Source organism: Plasticicumulans acidivorans, assembly GCF_003182095.1.
GTDB classification, from domain to species: domain Bacteria; phylum Pseudomonadota; class Gammaproteobacteria; order Competibacterales; family Competibacteraceae; genus Plasticicumulans; species Plasticicumulans acidivorans.
Map to the genome: position 1 here is coordinate 109,685 of NZ_QGTJ01000005.1, position 22,945 is coordinate 132,629.

Sequence of the window (22,945 nt, forward strand, 5' to 3'; positions counted from 1 at the left end):
AAAGTTGAGGCCAATGTGTGTTTTTAATTCTTAAATCAAAAACATAAACATATTTTAATGTTTTTTGAACATTTCTTTATGTAAAGGCTTGCTAAGAATTGCCAAGCACGCACTTGTCAAAAGGGGCGTGCGACCGCCTCTGTGTACCCGGCGGCGGCCGTCGTCCGTGCGCTTTGGGAGGAACGGATAGGCGTGTCCGATTCGTGGGCTGCGTGTCAGCCGTGGCGGATCGTCCAGCAGCGGTGAATGCGCGGATTGCGTTCGAAGTCCTTCGGGATCGTGCGTGCGCTGATGTCTTCGATCTGCAGATCGGCGAGTGCCTCGGTGTCGAGGCGGAAGCGGCGGTGATTGTTGGAAAACACCAGCACGCCATCCGGCGTCAGCAGGCGCAGCGCGGCGCGGATCAGGCGCACGTGGTCGCGCTGCACGTCGAATGTGTCTTCCATGCGCTTGGAATTGGAGAAGGTCGGCGGGTCGAGAAAGATCGTGCCGAAGCGTCCGCGCGCGCGTTCGAGCCAGGCCAGGCAGTCGGCGCGTTCGTAGCGGTGCTCGGGGCCGGTCAGGCCGTTGAGCTCCATGTTCGCCTGAGCCCAGTCGAGGTAGGTCGCCGACATGTCGACGGTGGTCGTCGAGCGGGCGCCGGCCAGCGCCGCGTGCACGGTCGCCGCGCCGGTATAGGCGAACAGATTGAGGAAATCCTGCCCCCGCGCCAGCTCGCCGACCCGCGCGCGGGTGATGCGGTGGTCGAGGAACAGCCCGGTGTCGAGGTAATCGAACAGATTCACCCACAAGCGCGCCGGCCCTTCGTGCACTTCCAGGTAATCGCCGCGGCTGGCCTGTCTTTCGTATTGGGCGCTGCCTTTCTGCCGCCGGCGGACCTTGAGTGCGATGCGTTCGGCTGGAATGCCGAGCGCGTGCGGCAGGATGGTCATCGCCTGCTGCAGGCGCTGCTGCGCCTTGTCGGCGTCGATCGAACGCGGCGCTTCGTATTCCTGCACGTGCACCCATTCGCCGTAGAGGTCGACGGCGATGGCGTACTCGGGGATGTCGGCATCGTAGAGGCGGTAGCACTCGATGCCTTCGCGGTTCGCCCAGCGGCCGAGCGTGCGCAGGTTTTTCTGCAGGCGGTTGAGCAGCGCCTCGCCGCCGCCGGCCAGCGCCTGCTGCAGCGTGTGTTCACGCTGGCGGCGGTCGGCGGCATCGCGATCGACGAAAGCGGCATCGTCGACCGTGAAGCGCAGCAGCTTGCAGGCGATCGGGCCGTTATAAAAGGAGTGCGTCTTGTGCGCACGCAGGCCCATGCGCTTGCCGAGCTCCGGATTGCCGGTGAACACCGCGGCCTGCCAGCCCTTGAAGACGGTTTTCAGGCGATCGCCGAGCAGGGCATAGGTCGCGGCCAGTGCCTCGACCTCGCCGAGGCGTTCGCCATACGGCGGATTGACGATGAGCAGCCCGGGTGCGCCTTTCGGTGCCACGGCCGCCGCCAGTTCGCGCGTTTCGAAATGCACGCGCCCGTGCAGGCCGGCGTTCTCGGCGTTGGCCAGCGCGGCGCGGATCGCCCGCGACTCGTGGTCGCTGCCGACCAGCGCCGGCAGCGGACGTGCCAGACCGGCGGCGCGGCGCGCACGGGCTTCTTCCACCAGCGCCCGCCACAGCTGCGGCTGGTGCTGCTGCCAGCCGTAGAAGCCCCAGTCGCTGCGGCCGAGGCCGGGGGCGATGTCGGCGGCGATCAGTGCCGCCTCGATGACGAAGGTGCCGGAGCCGCACATCGGGTCGAGCAGGCCGCCGCCGGCGGCGGCGATGTCGGCCCAGCCGGCCTTGAGCAGCAGCGCCGCGGCGAGGTTTTCCTTCAGCGGCGCCAGCGCGCCGTCGCTGCGATAGCCGCGCCGGTGCAGGCTGTCGCCGGACAGGTCGATCGCCACATCGGCATGTTCGCCGACGGCGTGCACGTTGATGCGCAGGTCCGGCGCCTCGCGGTCGACCGAGGGGCGCACGCCGAAGCGTTCGCGCAGGCGGTCGCAGATGGCGTCCTTGCTGCGCTGGGCGCCGTACTGCGTGTGGCGGATGCCGCTCGTGCCGCTGCTGACGAAATCGACGGCCAGTGTGCCCTGGGGATCGAGGTGCTGTTCCCAGGGCAGTGCGGCGATGCCGGCATAGAGCGCATCGGCGTCGCCGGCGGCGATGTGCGCCAGCGGCAGCAGAATACGGTTGGCGGTGCGTGACCACAGGCAGGCGCGATAAGCGACGGCGAGCTCGCCGGCAAAGCTCACGCCGCCGCGCGCTTCGCGTACATCAGCGGCGCCGAGGGCGCGCAGTTCGGCAGCCAGCAGGGGCTCGACGCCTTTCGGCGCGGTGGCGAAGTAGGAATCGGCAGGCATCGTGGCGCATCGTCTGGACAGGGCATGACATTTTACATGCCGCCGGCGTGGCTTCCGCGTACCCGCCCGCCTATGATGCGCGGCCCCGTCCGGTCCGCCGAGGTTTCTGCGATGGAAGATCGCATCATCGAGCTCGAAATCCGTCTGGCACACCAGGATGCGCTGCTTGCCGATCTGAGCGACGTGCTCTACCGCCAGGGGCGCGAGATCGACACGCTGCGTCTCGAAATGCAGCGCCTGCGCGAGCAGCTGCGGGCGCAGACGGCCTCGAACATCGCCCTGCCGTCCGAGGAGACACCGCCGCCGCACTACTGAGCGCGTCAGCCCTCGATGGCGACGTGCACCGGCGTCGGCTTGAGCACGCGCGCCAGATCCTGCGGATCGAGACTGACCAGATAACCGCGTTTGCCACCGTTAAGGTAGATGCGCGGCAATTCGAGGATACTGGCTTCGATATAGACCGGCATCGGGTGGCGCGTGCCGAGCGGGGATGTTCCGCCGACGAGGTAACCGCTGTGGCGGTTGGCGACTTCGGGTGCACAGGGCTGGATACTCTTGACGCCGAGCATGCGAGCCAGTTCCTTCGTTGACACCTGCCGGTCACCGTGCATCAGCACGATGAGCGGTTCGTGATGCTCGTTTTCCATGATCAAGGTTTTGATGACAAGGTGTTCGTCGACTCCCAGTGATTTCGCACTGTGGGATGTGCCGCCCTTTTCCTCGTAGTCGTACAGATGGTCGTCGAAACGGATGTCGTGATTGCGCAACGTGCGCACGGCTGGTGTGACGGGTGGACGGGGTTTGCTCATGATGAAAATTCCGCATCGAGGCCAGCAGTGGTGCCGGCTTTGGAGATGTTTGTTGCTGTTTTGAAAAAGCTTTTTGCTGTGCAGCAACGCGATTTACGGTTTGCATACAACTGTCAAAATGCGTAACAATCGTTCGAAATTTTTTCTTCCGAGGTTTCGACTGATGCCAATTCAGGACAAGCTGCAGCGACCGATGGCCACCCGTATTGTCGATGTGCAGCCCGACGATGACGCGCAACCCTGCCTGCGTCGTCGCGGTTTCCTGCGCATCGCCGCACTTGCGGTCGGTAGTCTCGCTGCGCTGCCCGTGCTCGCCAAGACGGCGATCGCTGCGAAGTCCGGCAAGCCGGTGAAGTCGACGGCGAAATCCGTCACCAAGCCGGCGGCGACCAAGCCGACCAAGGCGACTGCGACGAAAGCGAGCAGCAGCAAGCCCACGCCGAGCAAGCGGACGGTGACGGCCTCTGCCGGCAACTCGCGTGCGGCGGCTGGCAAGTCGCGGAGCAGCGCAAAAGTGGCCTCGGCTTCACGCGACGTGCGCGACCTGCGGGGTGGCCGCGGCAGTCTCAGCAACCGGCGCGACCGCTTTCTGAAGAACGGCCGTTTCACCACCGGTGCCGATTACAAGGCGCGTCTGCGTGGCGGCAAGCCGGCAGTCGCACACGTCACCATCCGTGAGCGTGACAGCGACCGCGATACCCGTTCGCTGTCGGCGCCGGCGGTGATCACCGACTCGCGCACGCTGTCGCCGGATGAAATTTTCCGCAATGGCGATCGCCAGCTCAGCTTCTATGCACCGAATACCGGTGAAAGCATCCGCGAGGTGTTCTGGACGCCGAATACCGGCTACCTGAACCAGTCGATCAAGGAGCTGTCGTGGACGCTGCGCGATCATCACAACGATGAGTTCAAGCTGTTCGATCCGCGCGTGTTCGACATCCTCTATGCGGTGCAGCTGATGATGGGCCGGCGCGAGACCCACATCATCAGTGGCTATCGCTCGCGCGAGACCAACAACCTGCTGCGCGAGGAGTCGCGCGGTGTGGCCAAGAACAGCTATCACATCCAGGCCAAGGCGCTCGATGTGCGCATGCCGGGCGCGAGCCTGGCGCAGATGCGCCGTGCCGCGCTGTCCCTGCGTGCCGGTGGCGTTGGTTACTACCCGCGCAGCAACTTCGTGCACATGGATTCTGGGCCGGTGCGCTCCTGGGGCTGACCGTTGCCTCCCGCGACATGAAAAACCCCGCCGCGGCGGGGTTTTTTTATTGCCGTGAACCGGCGCTCAGTGCTGGGCGGCGAGGAAGGCGAGCAGGTCGGTCAGCTGCGCGGCATCGCTCAGACCGTCGTATTTCATCTTGCCGCCCGGCACGGTCTTGCGCGGCGCGCCGATGTAGGCGGTGAGGCGATCCTCGGTCCAGGTCAGGCCGCTCTGGCGCATCGCATCGGAGTATGCGAAGTCCGGGTTGCTCGCGGCCTTGCGGCCGAGCACGGCGAACAGCGACGGCCCCTTCTTGTCGTGGCCGGCCTTGACGCTGTGGCACTCGGCGCATTCGGTGGCGAAGACGTCGGCGCCGCGCTGCACGTCGCCCGTGGCATGGGCCAGTCCGCCACCCAGCAGCAGGGTGGCGGCGATCAGCGGCGCGCGGCCGCGGCGAAACAAGCGATTCATGATCGACCTCAGAACGATGTCCAGATGAAGGCGTAAATGGTGTTGTTGTCGCTGGCGTCGTGGCCGGCACCGTCGTAGTTGTGCCTGGCGCCGTCGAAGCGGTCGTAGGCGGTGTATTGCAGACCGACGCGCAGATTGGCCCACGGCGAACCCCACGAACCTTCCTTGCCCCACGGCGTCCAGTCGGTCTGCAGCACCCAGCCGGCGCTGTCCGGCGAGCCGTTGGCGCTGTCGGCGTAGAGCGCGGCGTCGCGGCTGCCCTGGATCATGAAGCGGCCGAGCGTCAGGCCCCAGGTCTGGTCGTAGGTGTAGGAGGCGTTGAGATTGAGCTCGTTGAGGCGGCCGTTGGCGCTGTCGGCATTGCCGGCGGCGGCGCTGGCATCGAGCCCCTGATGCTCGCGGATATAGCTGGCGTTGAGTGTGCCGATGTGCTCGCGGGTGCCGAGGAACTGGTAGTGCGCGTCGAGGCCGAGATCACGGTAATGGTCGCTGTTACTGCTGCCGTCGCCGGACGGGTCGAGTGCGGCATTGAAGCCGAAGGCGCCGAGCGAGAAGGCGGACTTCTTCAGATCATCGAAGAACGCCACGCGCCAGTAGGACGTCGATGAGCCGAGCTTGCCGGGGTAGCTGTCGCGGCCGAGGCCGAGGCTGTCGAGCGCGGCCGGCGACAGTGAGCGGTAGCTGCCGAGTTCGGCGTAGAAGTGCTCGTCGGCGAAGGTGTAGGCCGACAGCCCGGTGACATGCTGTTCCAGACCGCCATCGAAGATCGGTGCCGCTGCCGGTCCCGGTGCCACCGACGAGCCGACATACGGGAAGCGCCACACCGGCAGCGTGTTGAACGGGTCCTGCATGCCCGGCGTGTTGTGCAGGGACAGGCCGAAGGTCAGGTCGGTGCCGTCGAGCTCCAGCGTGCGCACGGCGCGGGCGTCGGCGTTGTCCATCGCGAACTTGTTGTCGGCGCCGGTGTAGGTGCCCTGCATGAAGGCGCCGATGTATTCGCTGGCGCGGCCGGCGAGGAAGATCGACGCCTGGTCGAGTACCAGATTGTTGTTGGTGCCGGTGCGATCGGTCGGGGCTTCCTCCTGCGCCTTGGCGGTGTGCGTGAGGCCGCCGACCGCCATCGCCGACAGCGGGATCTTGTTGTCCTTGCCGTCGCTGTCGGTGAAGCCGCCGAGCTTGAACTTGACGCCGTATGGCGTCAGCTGCGGGCCGAAGCCGCCGACGTGGCAGGCGACGCAGTCCTGCCCGGTCTGGCGGGCGAAGCTCGGCACCGCGAGGGCATCGCGGGCGAAGGCGGCGAGCAGCGGCAGGGTGAGGGCCGCCAGCAGACGCAGGCGAACGCCTGCCCCGCGGCCACGGCTGTGGCTGGTGTGGGACATGGTCGGGAACCTTCTCTCAGGGTTGCGGAAAGCGGGGAGCGAGTCGTCGTGCGGCCGGCCACATGGCGCGCAGCACCGCGTCACGGCGCACCCAGTGGTGCCAGAGCGCGGCGGCGACATGCAGGCTGACGGCGGCGAGCAGCGCCCAGGCGCAGGCGACGTGGGCATCGGCGAGCAGATCGGCGCGGTCGGGATCGGTCGCCACCAGCGTCGGCAGGTGCAGCCAGCCGAGCAGCAGCGGATGCTGGCCGCGGGCGTCGGACAGCGCCCAGCCGAGCAGCGGCAGGGTCAGCAACAGGGCATACAGCGCCAGGTGCGTGGCTGCTGCCGCCCAGCGCAGCGGCCAGGCCATCGCCGCTGCTGCCGGTCGCTGCCACAGGTGCAGCGGCACGCGGGCACACAGCAGCAGCAGCACGGACAGGCCGAGCTGGCGGTGGATATCGAGCAGCAGCTGGCGGCTGGCCTTGTCGTCCGCCAGCTCACGCAGGCCGACGGCAGCGACTGCGCCGACGATCAGCAGCACGCTGAGCCAGTGCAGCAGGATCGTCGCCGGCGAATGGCCGGCGTCAGGACGGGAGGAGGAAAGCGGATGGCTCATGGCAGTGGCCGCGCAGGTTGACCGGATGCGCGGACGCTAGCCGGCCCTAGCCTTCGGATTCCTGACAGCGGTGACGGTCGCGTTCAGGCCGTCGGCAGGGTGACGCGGATGCGCGCGCCGTGGCCGTTGCCGGCGGTGGCGATGTCGAGATGGCCGGCGTGACGCTCGACGCATTCGCGCACGATCGCCAGCCCGAGGCCGCTGCCAGCCCGCCGCGTGCCGGGCACGCGGTAGAAGCGCTCGGTGACGTGGGCGCGCTCGGCGTCGGCAATGCCGGGGCCGCTGTCCTCGACTTCGATGAAGCCCAGCCCGGCCGGGTCAAGGCCGCAGCGCACGGTGACCTGGCCGCCGGCGGGGGTGTGGGCGATGGCGTTGTCGATCAGGTTGGCCAGCATCTCGTGCAGCAGCCAGTGCGAGCCGTTGACGCCGGCCGGCGCCGGCTCGAAGCCGAGGTCGACATCCTGGGCGATGGCTTTGTCGAGCTGCTCGCCGGCGGCTTCTTCGAGCAGCGCGCTGAGCTCCAGCCGCTGCCATTCCTGACTGGCGGCGGCTTCCGGCTGGGCGCGCGCCAGCGCCAGCATCTGCTGGGTGAGGTGGACCAGGCGGGCGGCGGCGGCACGGATCGCGGCGAGGCGGGCGTGTGCCTGTTCGGGCGGCGCATCGAGCGCCAGGTCGAGCTGCGTCTGCAGGCCGGCGAGCGGCGTGCGCAGCTGGTGGGCGGCGTTGGAAATGAACGCCTGCTGCGCGGCTGCGGCCTGCTGCAGCCGCGCCATCAGCCGGTTGAGCGCCGCGACCAGCGTGCGTGCCTCACGCGGCGTGTCGCCTTCGGCGATCGGGCCGAGTGCATCGGGCGGGCGCCGGTCGAGTTCCCCGCTGAGCTCGTCGAGCGGGCGCAGCGCGATGTGCACGCCGAGGGCGACGATCAGCAGCGTGGCCACGCACATCAGCAGGTTCGGCCAGATTGCCGAGGCCAGTACCGTGCGCGCCGCGCGCTGGCGTTTGAGCGTGGTTTCGGCGACGACGATCGTCGCGCTGCCTTCCGGGCCCTGATAGTGGTAGGTGGCCACGCGCAGCGGCTGCGCGCCGCGGCGCACGTTGCGAAAGCCCGGATTGGCCGAGCCCGGCGGCATGGCCAGTTCGAGCAGTGACGGGTCGCCGGAGATCAGCCGGCCGTGCACGTCGGTGACGGCGAAAAAAATCTGGTCGCTGGCATCGGCGCGCAGGATCGCCTCGGCCGCCGCCGGCAGATCGACATCGAGGTCGTGGTCCTTGTCGAGTTCGAGGCGGGCGGCGAGGGCGATCGCGGTGCTGGTCAGCGCGTAGTCGTAGGCGTCGTCGGCGACCTGCAGGCCGGTGCGGTAGTCGGTGATGCCGCCGAGCGCGACCAGCGTCAGCAAGGGCGTCAGCAGGCCGAGCAGCAGCCGCCGGCGCAGGCTGGAGGCACGCCGCGTGCTCATCGCACGGCTTCTTCGAGGCGATAGCCGATGCCGCGCACGGTGCGGATCGCCACCGCCGCGCCGAGCTTGCCGCGCAGGCGCGAGACGTAGATCTCGATGGCGTTGCCGGTGATCTCCTTGTCCCAGCGGCTCAGGCTCTCGGCGAGGGTGTGCTTGGAGACGATCTTCGGCGCCGCCAGCATCAGCTGTTCGAGCACGTCCCACTCGCGCCCGGTCAGTTCGAGGGCGGCGCCGTCGAGGTGAGCCTGGTGCAGCGCGAGGTCGAGTTCGAGCGCGCCGAAGCACAGCCGCGGTGAGGCCGCGGCGCGGCTGCGGCGGATCAGCGCCCGCACCCGCGCCACCAGTTCGGGCAGCAGGACCGGTTTGAGCAGGTAGTCGTCGGCGCCGATGTCGAGGCCGTGCACGCGGTCTTCCAGCGCGTCGCGCGCGGTCAGCACCAGCAGCGGGATGCTGGAGCCGGCGCGGCGCAGGCGGCGCACCAGCTCGAAGCCGTCGATGCCGGGCAGGCCGATGTCGACCAGCGCCAGGTCGTAGTGGGTCAGCGCCAGCGCGCTCAGGGCGTGCTCGCCGCAGTCGACCTGATCGACTTGGAAGGCCTCGCGTTCGAGCCCCTCGCGCAGTCCGGCGGCGAGGGGCCAGTCATCTTCCACCAGCAGCAGACGCATGATGCGCAGATCATCATCTGCGCGCCGGTGGGCGGCAAGCGGGAGCGGCGGACGGCCGCTCCCGCTTGCCCGCTCACATCACGCCGAGCAGCTTCGGCAGCGTCAGCGAGATCGCCGGGATGTAGGTCACCAGCGCGAGGAAGATCAGCATCGTCAGCAGCCACGGCCACACCGCGATCGTCAGCTCGGTGATGCCCATGCGGGTGATGCCGGAGGCGACGTAGAGGTTGAGGCCGACCGGCGGATGGCACATGCCGACTTCCATATTGACGACGATGAGGATGCCGAAGTGCACCGGGTCGATGCCGAGCTGCATCGCGATCGGGAACAGGATCGGCGCGAAGATCAGTACGATCGACGACGGCTCCATCACGTTGCCGGCGAGCAGCAGCACGATGTTGCACATCAGCAGGAACGTCACCGGCCCCAGGCCGCTGCCGATCATCACCTCGGCCAGCGTCTGCGGGATCTTCTGGTCGGTCATGATGAAGCTGAACATCACCGCGTTGGTGATGATGTAGAGCAGCATCGCCGACATGTTCGCCGAGCTCAGCAGCACCTTCGGCACGTCCTTCAGGCGCATGTCCTTGTAGACGAACACGGCGACGATGAAGGCGTAGACGGCGCTCATCGCCGCGGCCTCGGTCGGCGTGAACATGCCGCTGTAGATGCCGCCGATGACGATGACGATCAGCAGCAGCCCCCAGATCGATTCACGCAGCGCCTTGACGCGCTCGCCGATGCTGGCCCTGGCCTGGCGCGGGTAGTTGAACTTCTTCGCCCGGTACCAGGTGGTGAAGCCGAGAAAGCCCGCCAGCAGGATGCCGGGCACGACACCGGCCATGAACAGCGCGCCGACCGAGGTGTTGGTCGCCACCGAGTACATGACCATGACGATCGACGGCGGGATGAGGATGCCGAGTGCGCCGCTGGTGGCGATGACGCCGGCGCCGAAACGGTTGGGGAAGCCCTGCTTGAGCATCGCCGGCATCAGGATCGAGCCGATGGCGACCACGGTCGCCGGCGAGGAACCGGACACCGCGGCGAACAGCGCACAGGCGACGACGCCGGCCAGTCCCAGGCCACCCGGCCAGTGGCCGACCATCGAGGTGGCGAAGTTGATCATGCGGCGGGCGACGCCGCCGTGAGTGAGGAAGTTGCCGGCGAGAATGAAGAACGGGATCGCCATGATCTCGAACTTCTCGATACCGGTGAACAGCTTCAGCGCGACGGTCTGCACGTCGGTATCGGTGAAGCCGAAGAGGAAGGTCAGCACCGTCAGGCCGAGCGAAATCGAGATCGGCATGCCGGTGAGCATCAGCCCGAACAGCAGGCCGAAAATGATCAGGGCATTCATCGCGGCGAGCTCCCGTGGTGATCGTCGGACTTGACGTCGCGCGCGTGCAGATCGTCATCGAGCGCGAACCAGTTGATGTCCTCGGGGTCCTCGGGATCGCCGACGCCTTCGACGTGGCCGTGGTCATGGTGCGGCAGCTCGCCGCTGCGCTGAAAGACCCAGGCGACCTGCAGGAAGCGGAAGCACATCAGGTAGGAGCCGAGCGGAATCGCCAGGTAGACGATCCACGACGGCCATTCGAGCACTTCGGTGGTGCTGCCGTTGTTGTGCACATGCACCACCAGCCCGACGCCGAAGCTGCCGACGATGGCGGTGAACACGGCGCCGGCGAGCAGGCCGAACATCACGAATTTGCCGCGCGTGGCATCGGGCAGACGGTTGATCAGCACATCGACGCCGACGTGGATGCCGGTGCGCACGCCGTAGGCGGCGCCGAACTTCGCCATCCAGATGAACATGAAGATGCACAGCTCCTGCGCCCAGGAGAAATCGAGCGACAGCAGCCAGTCCTGCAGGCCGGGAATCGCCAGTCCGGCGGCGTAGCGGTGGACGACGCTGGCAAAAATGATCAGCGTCGCCGCGGCAATGAGGGTGGCGATCAGCCATTCCTCAAGGTGGTCGAGAAATTTCATGGTCGGCTACTCCGGGGAGCGGCCGGCGCCCGCACCGGCGCCGGCCCGCTGATTACTTGATCGGGCTGCCCGCGGCCGCGGCTTCCTTGTAGAACGCCTCGATCAGGTCTTTGCCGACGCGGCCGGCGACTTCCTCGTGCACCGGCAGCAGCGCCGCGCGCCAGGCCTTGAGCTCTTCGGCCGTCGGCTCGTAGACATGGGTCTTGCCGGAGGCCTTGATCGCTTCGAGCGCCTGCTTGTTTTCTTCTTCGGCGATGTCGTTGGCGTATTGGGTGGCGTCCTTCATCGCGCCTTCGAGCGTGCTGCGGATGTCGGCCGGCAGGCCGTCCCAGAACGCCTTGTTGACGATCACCGCGTACCCCAGGTAGCCGTGGCGGGTGACGGTGGCGTCGGACTGCACCTCGTGCATCTTCTGCGTGTACATGTTCGACGGCGGGTTCTCGGTGCCGTCGACGACGCCGGTCTGCAGCGCCTGGTAGACCTCGGAGAAGGCCATCACCTGCGGGATCGCCTTCAGCTGGCGCATCTGCTTATCGAGCACCTTCGAGGACTGGATGCGCATCTTCAGGCCCTTCATGTCTTCCGGCCGGTGAATCGGGCGGTTGGCGGACATGATCTTGAAGCCGTTGTCCCAGTAGGCGAGGCCGGTGATGCCTTTGCTTTCGAGCTTGGCGAGCAGGCCCTTGCCGACCGGCCCTTCGGTGACGCGGCGCAGCACCTCGCGGTTGGGCAGGATGTAGGGCAGATCGAAGACCTCGAATTCCTTGACGCCGAGCGGGCCGAACTTGGCCAGCGACGGCGCGAGCATCTGCACGGCACCGAGCTGCAGCGCTTCGATCTCCTCCTTGTCCTTGTACAGCTGGCTGTTCGGGTAGACCTCGACCTTGACCGTGCCGTGGGTGCGCTCCTCGGCGAGTTTCTTGAAGTACTCCGCGGCCTTGCCCTTCGGCGTGTCCTGCGCGACGACGTGCGAGAACTTGATGACGATCGGGTCGGCGGCGTGAGCGAGACCGCCGAGGGCCAGCGTGACCCCCAGGGCGACGGACTGCATGGCGGTACGGATGCGATTCATCAGCTTTCTCCTCGTGACGGGGTATGGATGTGGCGGGCTGCGGCGACGTCGTCCCCAGGACCATCGCCTTCGCTTGCGGCGCCCGCTGCTAGAACACTAGCGCGGGCACTGTGGTGACGCCGGCCGCAGTGAAACCGGCGTGAAAGCGCCTAAAGCAGCGAGCGTGCCACTGTCGTCAAATGCCGCCTGGCGGCCGCCGTGTTTTGACGGTCGCCATGAAGAGGGATGTTTATTTCATGGTGTGAAAATCGACGGCGAAATTTCAGACGGCCGCCGCAGGCCTCTGCGCGGAAAACCGCACGCTGCGGGCGCCGACGCGGGACGCCGGCGACGGGGCTGGCAGGGGGAGAATCCGGCGCGTGCTTCAGTGCGCGCGGGGCAGGGCGTTGAGCCGTTCCCGCACGTCGGCACCGTCCTCGACGGCTTGCGCCTGCTCGAAGTAGCGGCGGGCGCGATCGACTTCGTTGCGCCCGAGCGCCGAGCTTCCCCAGAACAGGAAGCGCTCGCGGATCGCCGCCAGTCCGGCGCGGGCGTCCGGCTGGTCGGGCATCAGCTGCAGGATCTCGCGGAAGGTCTGCACGGCGTTGTCGCCCGGCGGCTGCGTGTAGCGCAGACCGTTCATCTGCGTGCGCGCGGTCGCCAGCATCGAGCGCACCGCGCTCTGCAGGGCCGGCGCCGGCGGTGGGGCCGTCAGCAACTGCTCGACGTCGGTCGTGGCGGCTGGCGCTTCGGCCGGGTCCGCTGGCGGGTTGCCGGCTGGCGGTTCGGCTGTTGCCGTCTGCGCTGCGTCGGCCGCCAGTGGGGCGACAGCGCTGGCCTTGTCCGCCGGACTGGTGTCGGTCGCGGGCTGCAGCGTAGCCGCCGATGCTGCGGTATCCGTCGTCGGTCCGGGTTCGTCACTGGCGGCCGCCGGCGCTGCGGCGGAGGGGCTGTCCGCCGGTGCGTCGGCTGCGTTCGCGGCGCTGGCGGGTGTGTCCGCTGCCGTGCCCGGCTGCAGCGTGCCGGGCGGTAGCGGCGTGTCGCCCGGTGTCGGTGGGACGCTCGCGGCGTCCGTCGCTGCGTTGGCGGGGGCCGGCGGGGCGGCGGGTGTCTGCACAGCGGTGGGTGCCGCCGTGTGTGGCTCGGTCGTGGTGTGTGGCAGCGGCAGCCAGCCCTGACGCAGGGCGATGAAGCCGCCGAGCGACAGCACCGCCAGCACTGCCAGCCACATGCCGCTGCGTGGGCGCTCCGACAAGGGCAGGTGGCCGACGGCCTGCGGATTGGCATGGATTTCGGGCAGCGCTGCAGTCGCGCTCGCGTCCTGGAGCTCGGCAGCGTCGGCGATGGCGGCGGGGGCGTGCTGGGGCGGTGTGTGGATGTGCGGCACGCTTTCTTCGGCGATCGGCGTGCGCGCCGGCATCGGGTCGAGAATGCCGGCCGGCATCGGCGGCAGCGTCAGGTGGGCCGAGGTGTCGTTGGCGACATCGCGTACCAGCGCCGCGTTGATGCGTGACTCCGAGCCGAGATAGGCCAGCAGCAGCGATTGGTTGCAGATGCGGTTGATCAGCCGCGGCGCGCCCTGCGTCAGCTGGTGGATGCGGGCCAGTGCCGAGGCGTCGAACAGCTCGCTGTCGCCGCCGACCGCCTGCAGGCGCGCGCGGACGTAGGCGGTGGTCTCGTCGGCGTCGAGCGTGCGCAGCATGCCGGCGTGCGGCGGATAGGCAGAGACCAGTTCCGGGGCGAACATCAGCCGCTCGTCGAGCGATGGCTGGCCGCACAGCAGCACCTGCAGCAGACCCTGGCCGCCCTCGCGCAGTTCGAGCAGCGCTTGCAGTCCCTCGAAGCTGTCCTGCGGCAGGTTCTGCGCGTCGTCGATCAGCAGCAGCAGCGGACAGCCTTCGGCCAGGGCTCTGACCAGCGCGGTGCGCAGCGCCTTGATGCGATCACCGCGGCTGTGGCCCTGGGCGTTGACGCCGAGATCCTCGCTCAGATAGTTGAGCAGGTCGTCGAAGCCGAGATGGGCGTTCCAGAACAGCACGCAGCGGCGGCGCCCGGCCAATGCGCTGCGCAGCCGGCGCAGCAGCATGGTCTTGCCGCAGCCGACCGGCCCGGTCAGCGTCAGCAGGCGTTCGCCGCCGAGGATGGCAGCGGGCAGCGCATCGAGGATTGCCTGCTGGTTGCCGAGCGGCTGGAAATGTTGCTCGTCGGGATCGGTGAACGGCGCGTGGGTGAAGCCGAAGGTGGTTTCGTACATGGGCTGCTCGCGGCGCTCTCACTCCAGGGGCAGCGGCTCCTGCTTGCGGTAGCCTTCCGGTACGCGCATGCGCTCCGCGGCCACGTTCTCGCGTTTGATCGAGCGCAGCTCGGTGAGCATTTCCTCGCCGTCGCTGTACTCCTGTGTCCTGATCGGGAAGCCGCCCAGGTTGGCACTGACGCCATCGTTCTGCCCCGCCATGCGCTCCAGCGCGACCAGCAGGGCTTCCAGCGTGCGGAATTCGGTCTCGGACAGCCCGAGCGCCTCGCGTCCCGTCACGCAATGCACCTGATCCTTGGCCTGCTCGATGTAAACGTTGACGACTTCGCAGGGCAAGCCGGCGACCGTGAGTTTCTGTTTCGTGTGCTCGACGCGGCGCGGTGCCGGCGCCGCCTCGGTGGCGACGTTCTGCCGCAGGCTGGCTTCGAGCGCCTGGCGTTCTTCCGCCGGCAGCTTGGCGAGCTCTTCTTCGAGGCGGGCGTCGGCCTGCTGCTGCTGCTCGGCGCGGACGCGGGCGTCGGCCGCGGCGGACTCGTCGGTGAATTCGAGGAAGGCTCGTTCCTGATCATCGAGGATCGTCAGCACGTGCGACTGGCCATCGTAGAGCATCGTCGAGCGTTCGTTTTCCTGCTCGGTATCCAGACGCAGCCGTTCGCCGGCGATCGAAATGGTCTCGTTGCCGTTGATGCCCGCGACACGGGTGTTCAGGGTCAGCGTGACGTCGGCCAGCGCCGCCGATGAACAAGCCAGCCCGGAGAGCAGCACGAGCACAGTGCGCGCGGATGCGATGACCATCGATCAGGAACCTCGGAAACGAAGCCGGCCGTCGGCGAGGGCTTACAGTAGCCGGTTTCATCGAGCGCCCCAAGCGCCGCCCGCTGGCGGCCCCGATCCACGCGTCCGGCGGTTCTGCAATAAATGGGACTGTTACGGTTCCGTATGGATTCCGTCAGTGTTCTTCAGTTACCGTGGGGTACGATTCAGCGGACTGCATGGCTTGTCGGGACAGGCATGAACGCTCATGACGGCGATGCGGACCCGGTTGACGGTGCGGATGCGCGCCAGGAGGAAATGACATGAATTTCTACGCTCGACTGCAGATCGTCACCCTTGCCGGTGCCCTGTTTGCGGCCCCGGCGTTCGCGGCACGCGGCGGACAGGACACCGAAGCGGCGGGACAGGGCGCCGCGCCTGCGCATGAAAACGGTATTCCCGCGGCGCTGATCGAGCGCCACGCGCTCGCGGTGCACGGCCCGCTGGAAGTGCTGGCCCGCCTGCGGCCGCTGAGCGGCAACGTCGACACACCGCGCCCGCCGCGGCTGCGTGTGGCGCTGAGCGCTTCACCGGTCCTGCGTTGAGCCGACTGCATGGCATGGCTCGGGACTGACGGACCGCCGGCTGTGGATGACGGGCATGCCGCGTGGCCGGCAGATCCGCGTCAAACGGGGCAACGGTCGTTGCGCGTGCGGCTGCCGGCCCTGATGCTGCATCCGGCGTAGAGCGCGGGGCGTGCGTGCTGAGTGGCGGAGTTGTCTGGCACCGGGCGGCGCAGATCCGGCTGCAGGCCGGTGCGCCCCTCGATAGCTGCGCTCACGCACGGGCGCTGCTCGACCGCTACACGGCGGCCGTGCAGCGCGAGCCTATCCGCGGCGCCGATGGCGCTCCCCTGATCATCGACTGTTTTGCGGCCAGACCGCCGGCACAGGCGGTGCTGCTGCTCAGCCCGGGAGCCGGCGAATCACCCTTGCGCTACATCGAGCTGCTCGACGATCTGCGCCGGGCGCATCCGCACTGGGCGTTTTGTCTGGTCAATCACCGTGGTCAGGGGTTTTCACCCCGCCTGCTGGGCAGCGTCCGGGACTGGGCGCAGGTTGCTGACGATGCCGCGCTGGCGCGCTGGCGCACGCTCTACGTCGAGCATTTCGATGATTACGTCAGCGATTTCGCGATCTGTGCCGGGCATGCACGGACGCTAGCTCCCGGCCGGCCGCTGTTCGTGCTCGCGCATTCGATGGGCGCGACCATCGCGCTGCGCTGGTTGCAGGAGGCGCCCGCTGCGGCGGAGGCCGCGGTGCTCAATGCGCCGATGCTCGACATCCGCGGGCCGGGTGGCGTGCCGCTGCGTTTCAATCCGCCGGCACGGGCACTGGTGCACTGGGCGGCACGGCGGCGGCCGGCGGCCTGGGCGCTCGGCCAGCGGCCGTTCCAGCCGGCGGTGTTTCGCGATGAACAGGGGCGTCTGAACGGTTTGACGGCCAGCGAAGCACGCTTGCGGTTGCGCGGCGCCGTGCAGCAGGCCTTCCCGATGGCGCTGACCGGGCCGGCGAGCTGGCGCTGGGTCGATGAGGCACTGGCCGCCGGACAGCGGCTGCGGCGCGGGCCGCGGCTCGGCGCGACGCCGCTGCTGCTGATCGTGCCGGGCATCGATCATCTGGTCAGCCAGGGCGCGGCGCGAGCCTTCGCCCGCCGCCAGCAGCAGGCCGGTGTGGCCTGCCGTCTGCTCGAACTGCCGCAGGCGCGCCACGAAGTGTTCAACGAATGCGATGAGTATCGCGACCGGGCGCTCGATGCGCTCGACATGCATTTATGTCAGGTGCTGGCAGAACGCTGCTGAACAGCGCGCGCGGCTTGGGCGGCCTGCCGTGTGCGACTACCATGCGCCGACTTTTTTCGTGCCGCTGCGGAGCGCTCTCATGAATACGCCGATCACACCAGAGCAACGCCAGCGCCTGCTGCATCTCGCGACCTCGGCTTCGGTGGCCACGGCGCTGCTGCTGATCGTCGGCAAGCTCGTCGCCTGGTCGCTGACCGGTTCGGTGTCGGTACTGGCTTCACTGGTCGATTCGCTGATGGATGCGACGGCCTCGATCATCAATCTGTTCGCCGTGCGCTACGCGATGGCGCCGCCGGATGCGCAGCATCGTTTCGGCCACGGCAAGGCGGAGGCGCTGGCGGGGCTCGGTCAGGCGACCTTCATCGCCGGTTCGGCGGTGTTCCTCTGCCTGCAGGCAGTCAATCGCCTGCTGCACCCGGAGCCGCTCGGCGATGTCGGCGTCGGCATCGGCGTGATGAGCTTCGCGATCGCCGCCACCGCCGGTCTGCTGCTGATCCAGCGTCACGTCATCCGCCGTACCGGCTCGACGGCGATCCGCGCCGATTCGCTGCATTACCTGACCGACCTGGTCACCAATGCCAGCATCATCGTCGCGCTGCTGCTCGGCCACTTCGGCTGGCCGGGGCTCGATCCGGTGTTCGCCATCGGCATCGCCGTCTACATCCTCAAGAGCGCCTGGGAGATCGGTGCCGAGGCCGTCGACCTGCTGATGGACAAGGAGCTGCCGCTGGAGATGAAGCGGCGCATCGTGCGCATCGCCCGCGCGCAGCCGGGGGTGCTCGGTGTGCACGATCTGCGCACGCGCCAGTCCGGTCACGTCTATTTCATCCAGCTGCACCTGGAACTGGCCGATGCGCTGCCGCTGATCGAAGCGCATGCCATCGCCGATTGCGTCGAGGCCGGTATCGCGGCGCAGTTTCCGGGCGCCGAGATCCTGATCCATCAGGACCCGGCCAGCTCGATGGAGCGCGAGCGGCCCGACCCCGAGCTTGAGGGCGAGCAGACGCCGGCCGCGGCGGCGAGCGGCGGGCACATCGCCGCGGCCTGAAGCGGCCTACAGGCGCGAAACCAGCAGCTTGTCGATGCGTCGGCCGTCGATGTCGACGACTTCGAAGCGGAAGCCGACGGCGTCGAAGTGATCGCCGACGGTCGGCATGGTGTCGAGCGTGGTCATCACGAAGCCGGCCAGCGTGTTGAACTCGCCGTCGCCGGGCAGCGCGGCGACGCCGAGCAGCTCCTTGAGCTCGTCGGCGGGCAGGCGACCGTCGAGCAGCCAGGAGCCGTCCTCGCGGGTGACGACCTGCGGATCGAAGCTGCCGTCGGCTTCGGCCAGTTCACCGACGATCGCTTCGAGGATGTCGGTCGCCGTCACCAGCCCGCACAGATCGCCGTATTCGTCGACCACCAGCGCCATCGGCAGCGCCGAGGTGCGCAGCTGTTCGAGCAGGCGCAGCGCATCGCAGCTGTCCGGTACCACCGCCGGCTCGCGGATCAGGCCGCGCAGGTCCGGCGCCCGGCCGGCGAAGGCGGCATCGAGCAGGTCCTTGGCCTGCACCACGCCGAGCACGTCGTCGACCGTGCCGTTGCACACCGGGTAGCGCGAGTAGGGGCTGGCGCGCAGCAGCGCCACGGTTTCCTCGGGGCTGGCCTCGATATCCAGCCAGACGATGTCGGTGCGCGGGGTCAGCAGCGCGCCGACCGGGCGATCGGCCAGGCGCATGACGCCGCGGATCATCGCCTGCTCGCTGCGCTCGACCACGCCGGATTCGGTGGCTTCGGCGATCAGCGTGTGGATTTCTTCATCGGTGACGCGCGGTTCGCTGCGCTCGCTGGCGCCGCACAGGCGCAGGCCGAGGCGGGTCGAGACATCGAGCAGCGCGACCAGCGGCGCGGTCAGCCGCGAGAGGGTGTGCATCGGTGGGGCGATGGCGATGGCGACGCGCTCAGGATCGCGCAGCGCCAGCTGTTTGGGGACCAGTTCGCCGACGATCAGCGACAGATAGGTGATACCGGCGACGACGATGCCGAGCGCGAGCGGGTGTGCCCAGTGGGCCAGCGTCGGCCAGCGGGCGAGGTAGTCCGCCAGCGGTCCGGCCAGGGCGGCACCGCCGTAGGCGCCGGCGAAAATGCCGATCAGCGTGATGCCGATCTGCACCGTGGAGAGAAAACGGCCGGGATCGGCGGCGAGGGCGAGGGCGGTTTCGGCGCCGCGCCGGCCTTCACTGGCGAGGACTTGCAGGCGTGCGCGGCGTGCGGAGACGACGGCGAGCTCCGACATCGCGAACACGCCGTTGAAAGCGATCAGCAACAGAACAACGAGCAGTTCCCAAAGAACCATCGGGCCATACGGGTGGCGTTGCCGGCAGGCAACGCGTCGATGTTAGACGCGGCAGGGGCTCAGCGTCATGCTTCAGTCGGTGTGTGCGTTTCAGCTGGGCTCGCCGGCGCAGCCATAGCCGAGCAGGGCCATGCTGACCGGCTGCCAGGCGCCCTGCGTCTGCAGGTAACGTTCCTGCCAGCGAAACGCCTGCACTTCGCGCAGCAGCCCCGCGTGGCAGTCGCCGCGGGTGAATTCGCCCCGCAGATCCTGCAGATAGTGCACCAGCTCGTGCAGCAGGATGCCGCGCTGCTGTACGTCGTCGGCATCGAAGCCGGCCGGCAGGTAGACACTGTGCGCCGTGGCGGCGTAATAAGCCCCGGCCGCCTCACACGGCCCGCTGCAGGCCAGCCGGGCCAGCGTTTCCGGGGCGACGACGACCAGGCTGGGGCAGGGCGGCAGCGGCGCCTCGGTGGCGCCGGCGGCGAGCAGAAATGCAAGCAGGGACGCACAGAGCTCTTGCATGCCGATCACCCCCGCAGTGGCGGCACCCGCCCGGCGCCCGCATCATCGTGCAGTGCAGCAAGGGCGGTGCCAGCCGCTGCGCCTTGAGGGCGTGCGTCGGCTACGGCGCTGGCAGCACGCTGATCGCCGGCGTTGGCGCCGCCCAGATGCCGCGGTCGCTGACGCGACCGTCGCTGGCGACCACCCAGCCGAAGCGGCCGTAATGCACCAGCTTGGCGCCGAGCGCTGCCGCTTCGGCCGGCGTGGCGGCGGTGATGACGGCCAGGGTGCGACCGTCACGTCCACGCATCGCCCAGGCCTGTGCCGTGCCGCCGCGTACTTCAGCCGGCCGTTCGAGGCCTGCCGTGGCCAGCCAGCTGTCGACGGCGGCCGGCGGGCCGATCACCAGGCGGGTGCTGCCGTCGGCGTGTGCCTGGGTATCGAGCCAGCGTTCGCTGATTTCACGCGCCGCGCCCGGCCAGTCGCCGTCGCGTACCGGCAGCAGCAGGGCGACACCGGCGGCGACCTGTACCTGACGCAGGGCCGGCGGTGTTTCTTCCGGGCTGAGGCGGCGGGCGCTGCGTGCCTGCGGGTCGAGGCGCACGGTGAGCGGCTGCGCCGGCAGTTCGAGCGAGACCGTGGCCTGCGCGTTGTCGAAGCGCACACGCCGCTCGATGACGCCGGCCGGTGTGTCGATCGCCAGCGGCAGTTCGAGCAGCCACGGCGGCTCGTCCTGTGCCAGGTCGAGCTCCAGACGGTAGCCGTGCTGGCGGATCAGGCTGCGTGCGCTGGTGATGCGCGGTGCCGGCAGGCCCGGGCGGTCCAGCCACTGCGTGAACCACGGGCCGAGCGCACAGCCGCAGGCCTGCTCGAACACCCGCTGCAGATCGTCCCAGCCGGCCCGCTGGCCCTGGCGTTCCTGCCACAGCGTGCGCAGTGCGGTGTTGAAGGACTGGGTACCGAGCATGTCGCGCAGCATCAGAAAGACGAACGCGCTTTTCTGGTAGCCGACGATCTGCGAGGCGCCGTCGTGACGGGCGCGAAATTCGCGCAGCGGCCGGTCTTCGCCGGGTTCCAGCGCCGCGAGGTCGCGCAGCCAGTCCTTGCGCAGCTGGCGTGCGGCGTCGGCGCTTTCCTCCTCGCGGGTGGCGTGGTCGGCGAGCAGGGTGACCAGACCCTCGCTCCAGTTGCCATGCGCCCAGTCCGGTTCGACGCCGTTGCCCCACCAGGCATGCAGCACTTCGTGGCGCAGCGAGATGGTGCGGATGAACGGCAGGCGCAGCACCTCCTCGCCGAGATAGGTCAGGCCGGGCAGGGCGATGCCGGTCGGCAGCGGTCCGGCGACGATGTTGAAGCCGGCATACGGGTAGGGGCCGATCAGGTCGCTGTAGCCGGCGATGTAGCGGGCAGCGCTGGCGCGGTAGTCGGCGGCCAGCGCCTCGACCGCCGGCGTGAACCAGCTGCGCACGCTGACCCGGCGGTCGCGTGCCAGCACCAGGTCATCGAGGCCGACGCGCCAGGGGCCGGCCAGCAGATCGAGACCGATGGCCGGTTGCTCGCTGGCGAATTCGGCATGCCAGCCGCGCCGGGTCAGGGTTTCACTGAGCAGGCGGCCAGGCACCAGCGCGCGCTGCGTGGCCGGCAGATCGAGGCTGACGCGGTAGCTGAACGGTTCGTCGCCGGCCCACGGATGCCACAGGCTCGCCGCCGGCAGCCAGCTGCCGGCGCGGTCGGCCATCGGCGGCAGGCGGCCGAGCACCTGGCGGGCATCGCGCGCCGCCGGCAGCGTCGCCAGCTCGCCCTGCCAGTCGATGCGCTCCTTCGGCTTGCCATCGATCGCGCGCCAGCGCACGGCGCCGGCCTCCTCGCCGATGCGCTGCCAGGCGCTCGGCGGCTGCGGCGTCAGTCGGGCATCGAGCAGGAATTCGCGCAGCGGCGGATCGAAGCGGCCGCTGGCCGCCAGCCGCCGCGCCTCGACGTCGAGATGCACGTCGAGATCCAGCGTGCGCGCACTGCTGCCCGCTGCCAGCAGCAGGCACAGCGCGGCACAGCCGAACAGGTGACGCATCATGGGCCCGGCTCCGGCGGGAACTTGGCGAGCAGCAGGCGGGTGCGGCCGTGGCGGTCGACGGCAATCGGCAGCCAGCTGCCGGGCGCCTGCCGGCGCACCGCAGCGATCACGTCGCCAGGCTCCTTGACGGCGCGGCCACCGACCTCGCGGATGATGTCGCCGGGGCGCAGCGAGGCGGCTGCCGCGATGCTGTCCTTGAGGACGTCTTCGACCAGCACACCGTCGGTGTCCGGCGCCAGCGCCACACCGAGCCTCGGCGGCTCGCTGCGCGGGCTGCGGGGTGACAGGCCGAACAGTGCATCGGCGAGGCCGGCATGCAGCGTGGTGCAGGGCGCTGTCTCGAAGGGCAGCAGGCTGCTGAGCTGTTCGACGCCGAGTGCGCCGAGCTGGTGAGCGACGCCGTAGCCGAACTGCACATGGCCGCGGCCGAGCAGCGCGACCAGCAGCGGCGGGGCATCACCCTGCACGCGCGCGGCGATTGCCTGCGCCATCGCCCGGTCCCACAGCAGCTGGCTGTCGACGAAATGGCGGAAGTCGGCCTCGTCCGCGGGCTCGCCGCGCCGTGCGTGCTGGGCGTAGACCTCACGCAGATCGTCGAGGTAGGCGCTGGCCGGCGGCGCCGGGTCGTCGATGCCGCCCCGCTCTGCCGCCGGGATCGCCGCCCAGCCGCTCTTGGCCGTGCGCGTGACCAGTGCGCGGTCGACGTTGAGTGCCAGCAGCGGGATGCGGTTCATCCGCGCGAAGTCGAGGATCGGCAGATACAGCGCTGGATCGAAGCGCCAGTAGCTGTCCCAGTGACTGGCGGCGAGGAAGGCCGGTGTGTCGAGTTCGCCGGCGACCCAGCGGTCGAGCACCGGCTGCGCCGAGCGCGGCAGCATCTCCAGGCCGATGACCAGATCCGGGCGCTGGGCGTGGAGGGCGGCCAGTACCTGCAGCTGCCAGCGATGCTGCTCGGCGCTGTCGTGGCGTTCACCGAGCAGCACCACGCGGGCCTGCGTCAGCGTCTGGTACAGCGCAGTGGTTTCCAGCGCCCGGGCGCTGCCGTCGAGCGGCTGCGCCCAGTGCCCTGCAGCAATGCAGGCGTCCGTTTCCTGAGCCTGTGCCGTGCCCAGTCCGAGGCCCAGCGCGAGCAGGGCGGCGGCGCCGTGATGGCGGTGGCGGTTCACGTTCACCTCGATGAAAACGCCGCG

At 68.8% G+C, this 22,945-nt stretch carries 21 protein-coding genes; 5 read left to right on the plus strand and 16 right to left on the minus strand.

The annotated features are described in order from the left end of the window. Nucleotides 1–215: 215 nt before the first annotated feature. The gene (gene rlmKL / locus C7443_RS09870) at nt 216–2,378 is read right to left on the minus strand and encodes a bifunctional 23S rRNA (guanine(2069)-N(7))-methyltransferase RlmK/23S rRNA (guanine(2445)-N(2))-methyltransferase RlmL (protein WP_110018445.1); all 2,163 of its coding nucleotides are present in this window, start codon (nt 2,376–2,378) and stop codon (nt 216–218) included. 111 nt (nt 2,379–2,489) lie between these two features. Here rlmKL and C7443_RS09875 point away from each other — a divergent pair, with 111 nt between their 5' ends. Then, on the plus strand, nt 2,490–2,693 hold the full coding sequence (locus tag C7443_RS09875) for a SlyX family protein (protein WP_110018446.1): 204 nt from the start codon (nt 2,490–2,492) through the stop codon (nt 2,691–2,693). A gap of 5 nt (nt 2,694–2,698) precedes the next feature. Here C7443_RS09875 and ybaK read toward each other — a convergent pair whose 3' ends face one another. Then, entirely contained in the window at nt 2,699–3,187 is a 489-nt protein-coding gene (gene ybaK, locus C7443_RS09880; protein ID WP_110018447.1) for a Cys-tRNA(Pro) deacylase, read from the minus strand. A gap of 193 nt (nt 3,188–3,380) precedes the next feature. Here ybaK and mepK point away from each other — a divergent pair, with 193 nt between their 5' ends. Continuing rightward, a complete protein-coding gene (mepK, locus tag C7443_RS09885; protein ID WP_170123572.1) occupies nt 3,381–4,403 on the plus strand; it encodes a peptidoglycan L,D-endopeptidase MepK in 1,023 nt (340 codons plus the stop codon). Nucleotides 4,404–4,469: 66 nt separating this feature from the next. On the opposite strand, the gene C7443_RS09890 is transcribed toward mepK, so the two are convergent. From C7443_RS09890 to C7443_RS09935, 10 genes are all read right to left on the minus strand, one after another. After that, nucleotides 4,470–4,856 (minus strand): c-type cytochrome, encoded by a 387-nt coding sequence (locus tag C7443_RS09890; protein ID WP_110018449.1) that lies wholly within the window; start codon nt 4,854–4,856, stop codon nt 4,470–4,472. 8 nt (nt 4,857–4,864) lie between these two features. Then, on the minus strand, nt 4,865–6,235 hold the full coding sequence (locus C7443_RS09895; RefSeq protein ID WP_110018450.1) for a cytochrome C: 1,371 nt from the start codon (nt 6,233–6,235) through the stop codon (nt 4,865–4,867). 16 nt (nt 6,236–6,251) lie between these two features. Continuing rightward, nucleotides 6,252–6,833, minus strand: coding sequence for a cytochrome b (locus C7443_RS09900; protein WP_110018451.1), 582 nt, complete (start codon nt 6,831–6,833; stop codon nt 6,252–6,254). Between the two features lie 83 nt (nt 6,834–6,916). Beyond that, complete coding sequence (locus C7443_RS09905) at nt 6,917–8,290, minus strand: sensor histidine kinase (RefSeq protein WP_110018452.1); 1,374 nt, start codon at nt 8,288–8,290, stop codon at nt 6,917–6,919. Next, nucleotides 8,287–8,955 carry a response regulator gene (locus C7443_RS09910; RefSeq protein ID WP_110018453.1) on the minus strand — a complete coding sequence of 223 codons (669 nt, stop codon included), beginning with the start codon at nt 8,953–8,955 and terminating at the stop codon, nt 8,287–8,289. Before C7443_RS09910 ends, C7443_RS09905 begins: the two co-directional genes overlap by 4 nt. Before the next feature lie 73 nt (nt 8,956–9,028). Next, the gene (locus C7443_RS09915; RefSeq protein ID WP_110018454.1) at nt 9,029–10,312 is read right to left on the minus strand and encodes a TRAP transporter large permease; all 1,284 of its coding nucleotides are present in this window, start codon (nt 10,310–10,312) and stop codon (nt 9,029–9,031) included. Beyond that, nucleotides 10,309–10,944, minus strand: a complete 636-nt coding sequence (locus C7443_RS09920; protein WP_110018455.1) for a TRAP transporter small permease — start codon at nt 10,942–10,944, stop codon at nt 10,309–10,311. The genes C7443_RS09915 and C7443_RS09920 overlap by 4 nt, the downstream gene beginning before the upstream one ends. A 52-nt stretch (nt 10,945–10,996) precedes the next feature. After that, nucleotides 10,997–11,995: a TRAP transporter substrate-binding protein gene (locus tag C7443_RS09925; RefSeq protein ID WP_110018655.1), complete on the minus strand. Its 999-nt coding sequence runs from the start codon at nt 11,993–11,995 to the stop codon at nt 10,997–10,999. Between the two features lie 385 nt (nt 11,996–12,380). Next, entirely contained in the window at nt 12,381–14,249 is a 1,869-nt protein-coding gene (locus tag C7443_RS09930; RefSeq protein WP_110018456.1) for an ExeA family protein, read from the minus strand. An 18-nt stretch (nt 14,250–14,267) separates the two neighbouring features. Next, entirely contained in the window at nt 14,268–15,044 is a 777-nt protein-coding gene (locus C7443_RS09935; RefSeq protein ID WP_110018457.1) for a DUF4412 domain-containing protein, read from the minus strand. 281 nt (nt 15,045–15,325) lie between these two features. Here C7443_RS09935 and C7443_RS09940 point away from each other — a divergent pair, with 281 nt between their 5' ends. The 3 genes from C7443_RS09940 (at nt 15,326) to C7443_RS09950 (ending at nt 17,911) form a co-directional block, all read left to right on the plus strand. After that, nucleotides 15,326–15,607 carry a hypothetical protein gene (locus tag C7443_RS09940; RefSeq protein WP_110018458.1) on the plus strand — a complete coding sequence of 94 codons (282 nt, stop codon included), beginning with the start codon at nt 15,326–15,328 and terminating at the stop codon, nt 15,605–15,607. A gap of 155 nt (nt 15,608–15,762) precedes the next feature. After that, complete coding sequence (locus C7443_RS09945; protein WP_170123574.1) at nt 15,763–16,863, plus strand: alpha/beta fold hydrolase; 1,101 nt, start codon at nt 15,763–15,765, stop codon at nt 16,861–16,863. Nucleotides 16,864–16,942: 79 nt separating this feature from the next. Next, the gene (locus tag C7443_RS09950; protein ID WP_281279401.1) at nt 16,943–17,911 is read left to right on the plus strand and encodes a cation diffusion facilitator family transporter; all 969 of its coding nucleotides are present in this window, start codon (nt 16,943–16,945) and stop codon (nt 17,909–17,911) included. A gap of 6 nt (nt 17,912–17,917) precedes the next feature. Here C7443_RS09950 and C7443_RS09955 read toward each other — a convergent pair whose 3' ends face one another. The 4 genes from C7443_RS09955 to C7443_RS09970 all read right to left on the minus strand — a co-directional run bounded on the left by C7443_RS09955 (nt 17,918) and on the right by C7443_RS09970 (nt 22,921). Continuing rightward, nucleotides 17,918–19,201: a hemolysin family protein gene (locus C7443_RS09955; RefSeq protein ID WP_110018460.1), complete on the minus strand. Its 1,284-nt coding sequence runs from the start codon at nt 19,199–19,201 to the stop codon at nt 17,918–17,920. A 90-nt stretch (nt 19,202–19,291) separates the two neighbouring features. Next, nucleotides 19,292–19,705: a hypothetical protein gene (locus C7443_RS09960; protein ID WP_146213281.1), complete on the minus strand. Its 414-nt coding sequence runs from the start codon at nt 19,703–19,705 to the stop codon at nt 19,292–19,294. Between the two features lie 100 nt (nt 19,706–19,805). Then, nucleotides 19,806–21,755: a M1 family metallopeptidase gene (locus C7443_RS09965; protein ID WP_110018462.1), complete on the minus strand. Its 1,950-nt coding sequence runs from the start codon at nt 21,753–21,755 to the stop codon at nt 19,806–19,808. After that, the gene (locus tag C7443_RS09970; protein WP_146213282.1) at nt 21,752–22,921 is read right to left on the minus strand and encodes a ChaN family lipoprotein; all 1,170 of its coding nucleotides are present in this window, start codon (nt 22,919–22,921) and stop codon (nt 21,752–21,754) included. Before C7443_RS09970 ends, C7443_RS09965 begins: the two co-directional genes overlap by 4 nt. Nucleotides 22,922–22,945: the final 24 nt, after the last annotated feature.

What these genes read in the sequence shown, in the direction of transcription:
- C7443_RS09915 (WP_110018454.1), bottom strand. Translation starts at nt 10,312, where the DNA reads ATGAATGCCCTGATCATTTTCGGCCTGCTGTTCGGGCTGATGCTCACC.
- C7443_RS09950 (WP_281279401.1), top strand. Translation starts at nt 16,943, where the DNA reads ATGAATACGCCGATCACACCAGAGCAACGCCAGCGCCTGCTGCATCTC.
- C7443_RS09910 (WP_110018453.1), bottom strand. Translation starts at nt 8,955, where the DNA reads ATGCGTCTGCTGCTGGTGGAAGATGACTGGCCCCTCGCCGCCGGACTG.
- rlmKL (WP_110018445.1), bottom strand. Translation starts at nt 2,378, where the DNA reads ATGCCTGCCGATTCCTACTTCGCCACCGCGCCGAAAGGCGTCGAGCCC.
- C7443_RS09955 (WP_110018460.1), bottom strand. Translation starts at nt 19,201, where the DNA reads ATGGTTCTTTGGGAACTGCTCGTTGTTCTGTTGCTGATCGCTTTCAAC.
- C7443_RS09935 (WP_110018457.1), bottom strand. Translation starts at nt 15,044, where the DNA reads ATGGTCATCGCATCCGCGCGCACTGTGCTCGTGCTGCTCTCCGGGCTG.
- C7443_RS09895 (WP_110018450.1), bottom strand. Translation starts at nt 6,235, where the DNA reads ATGTCCCACACCAGCCACAGCCGTGGCCGCGGGGCAGGCGTTCGCCTG.
- C7443_RS09925 (WP_110018655.1), bottom strand. Translation starts at nt 11,995, where the DNA reads ATGCAGTCCGTCGCCCTGGGGGTCACGCTGGCCCTCGGCGGTCTCGCT.
- C7443_RS09960 (WP_146213281.1), bottom strand. Translation starts at nt 19,705, where the DNA reads ATGCAAGAGCTCTGTGCGTCCCTGCTTGCATTTCTGCTCGCCGCCGGC.
- C7443_RS09965 (WP_110018462.1), bottom strand. Translation starts at nt 21,755, where the DNA reads ATGATGCGTCACCTGTTCGGCTGTGCCGCGCTGTGCCTGCTGCTGGCA.
- C7443_RS09900 (WP_110018451.1), bottom strand. Translation starts at nt 6,833, where the DNA reads ATGAGCCATCCGCTTTCCTCCTCCCGTCCTGACGCCGGCCATTCGCCG.
- C7443_RS09930 (WP_110018456.1), bottom strand. Translation starts at nt 14,249, where the DNA reads ATGTACGAAACCACCTTCGGCTTCACCCACGCGCCGTTCACCGATCCC.
- ybaK (WP_110018447.1), bottom strand. Translation starts at nt 3,187, where the DNA reads ATGAGCAAACCCCGTCCACCCGTCACACCAGCCGTGCGCACGTTGCGC.
- C7443_RS09875 (WP_110018446.1), top strand. Translation starts at nt 2,490, where the DNA reads ATGGAAGATCGCATCATCGAGCTCGAAATCCGTCTGGCACACCAGGAT.
- C7443_RS09890 (WP_110018449.1), bottom strand. Translation starts at nt 4,856, where the DNA reads ATGAATCGCTTGTTTCGCCGCGGCCGCGCGCCGCTGATCGCCGCCACC.
- C7443_RS09940 (WP_110018458.1), top strand. Translation starts at nt 15,326, where the DNA reads ATGAATTTCTACGCTCGACTGCAGATCGTCACCCTTGCCGGTGCCCTG.
- mepK (WP_170123572.1), top strand. Translation starts at nt 3,381, where the DNA reads ATGGCCACCCGTATTGTCGATGTGCAGCCCGACGATGACGCGCAACCC.
- C7443_RS09905 (WP_110018452.1), bottom strand. Translation starts at nt 8,290, where the DNA reads ATGAGCACGCGGCGTGCCTCCAGCCTGCGCCGGCGGCTGCTGCTCGGC.
- C7443_RS09920 (WP_110018455.1), bottom strand. Translation starts at nt 10,944, where the DNA reads ATGAAATTTCTCGACCACCTTGAGGAATGGCTGATCGCCACCCTCATT.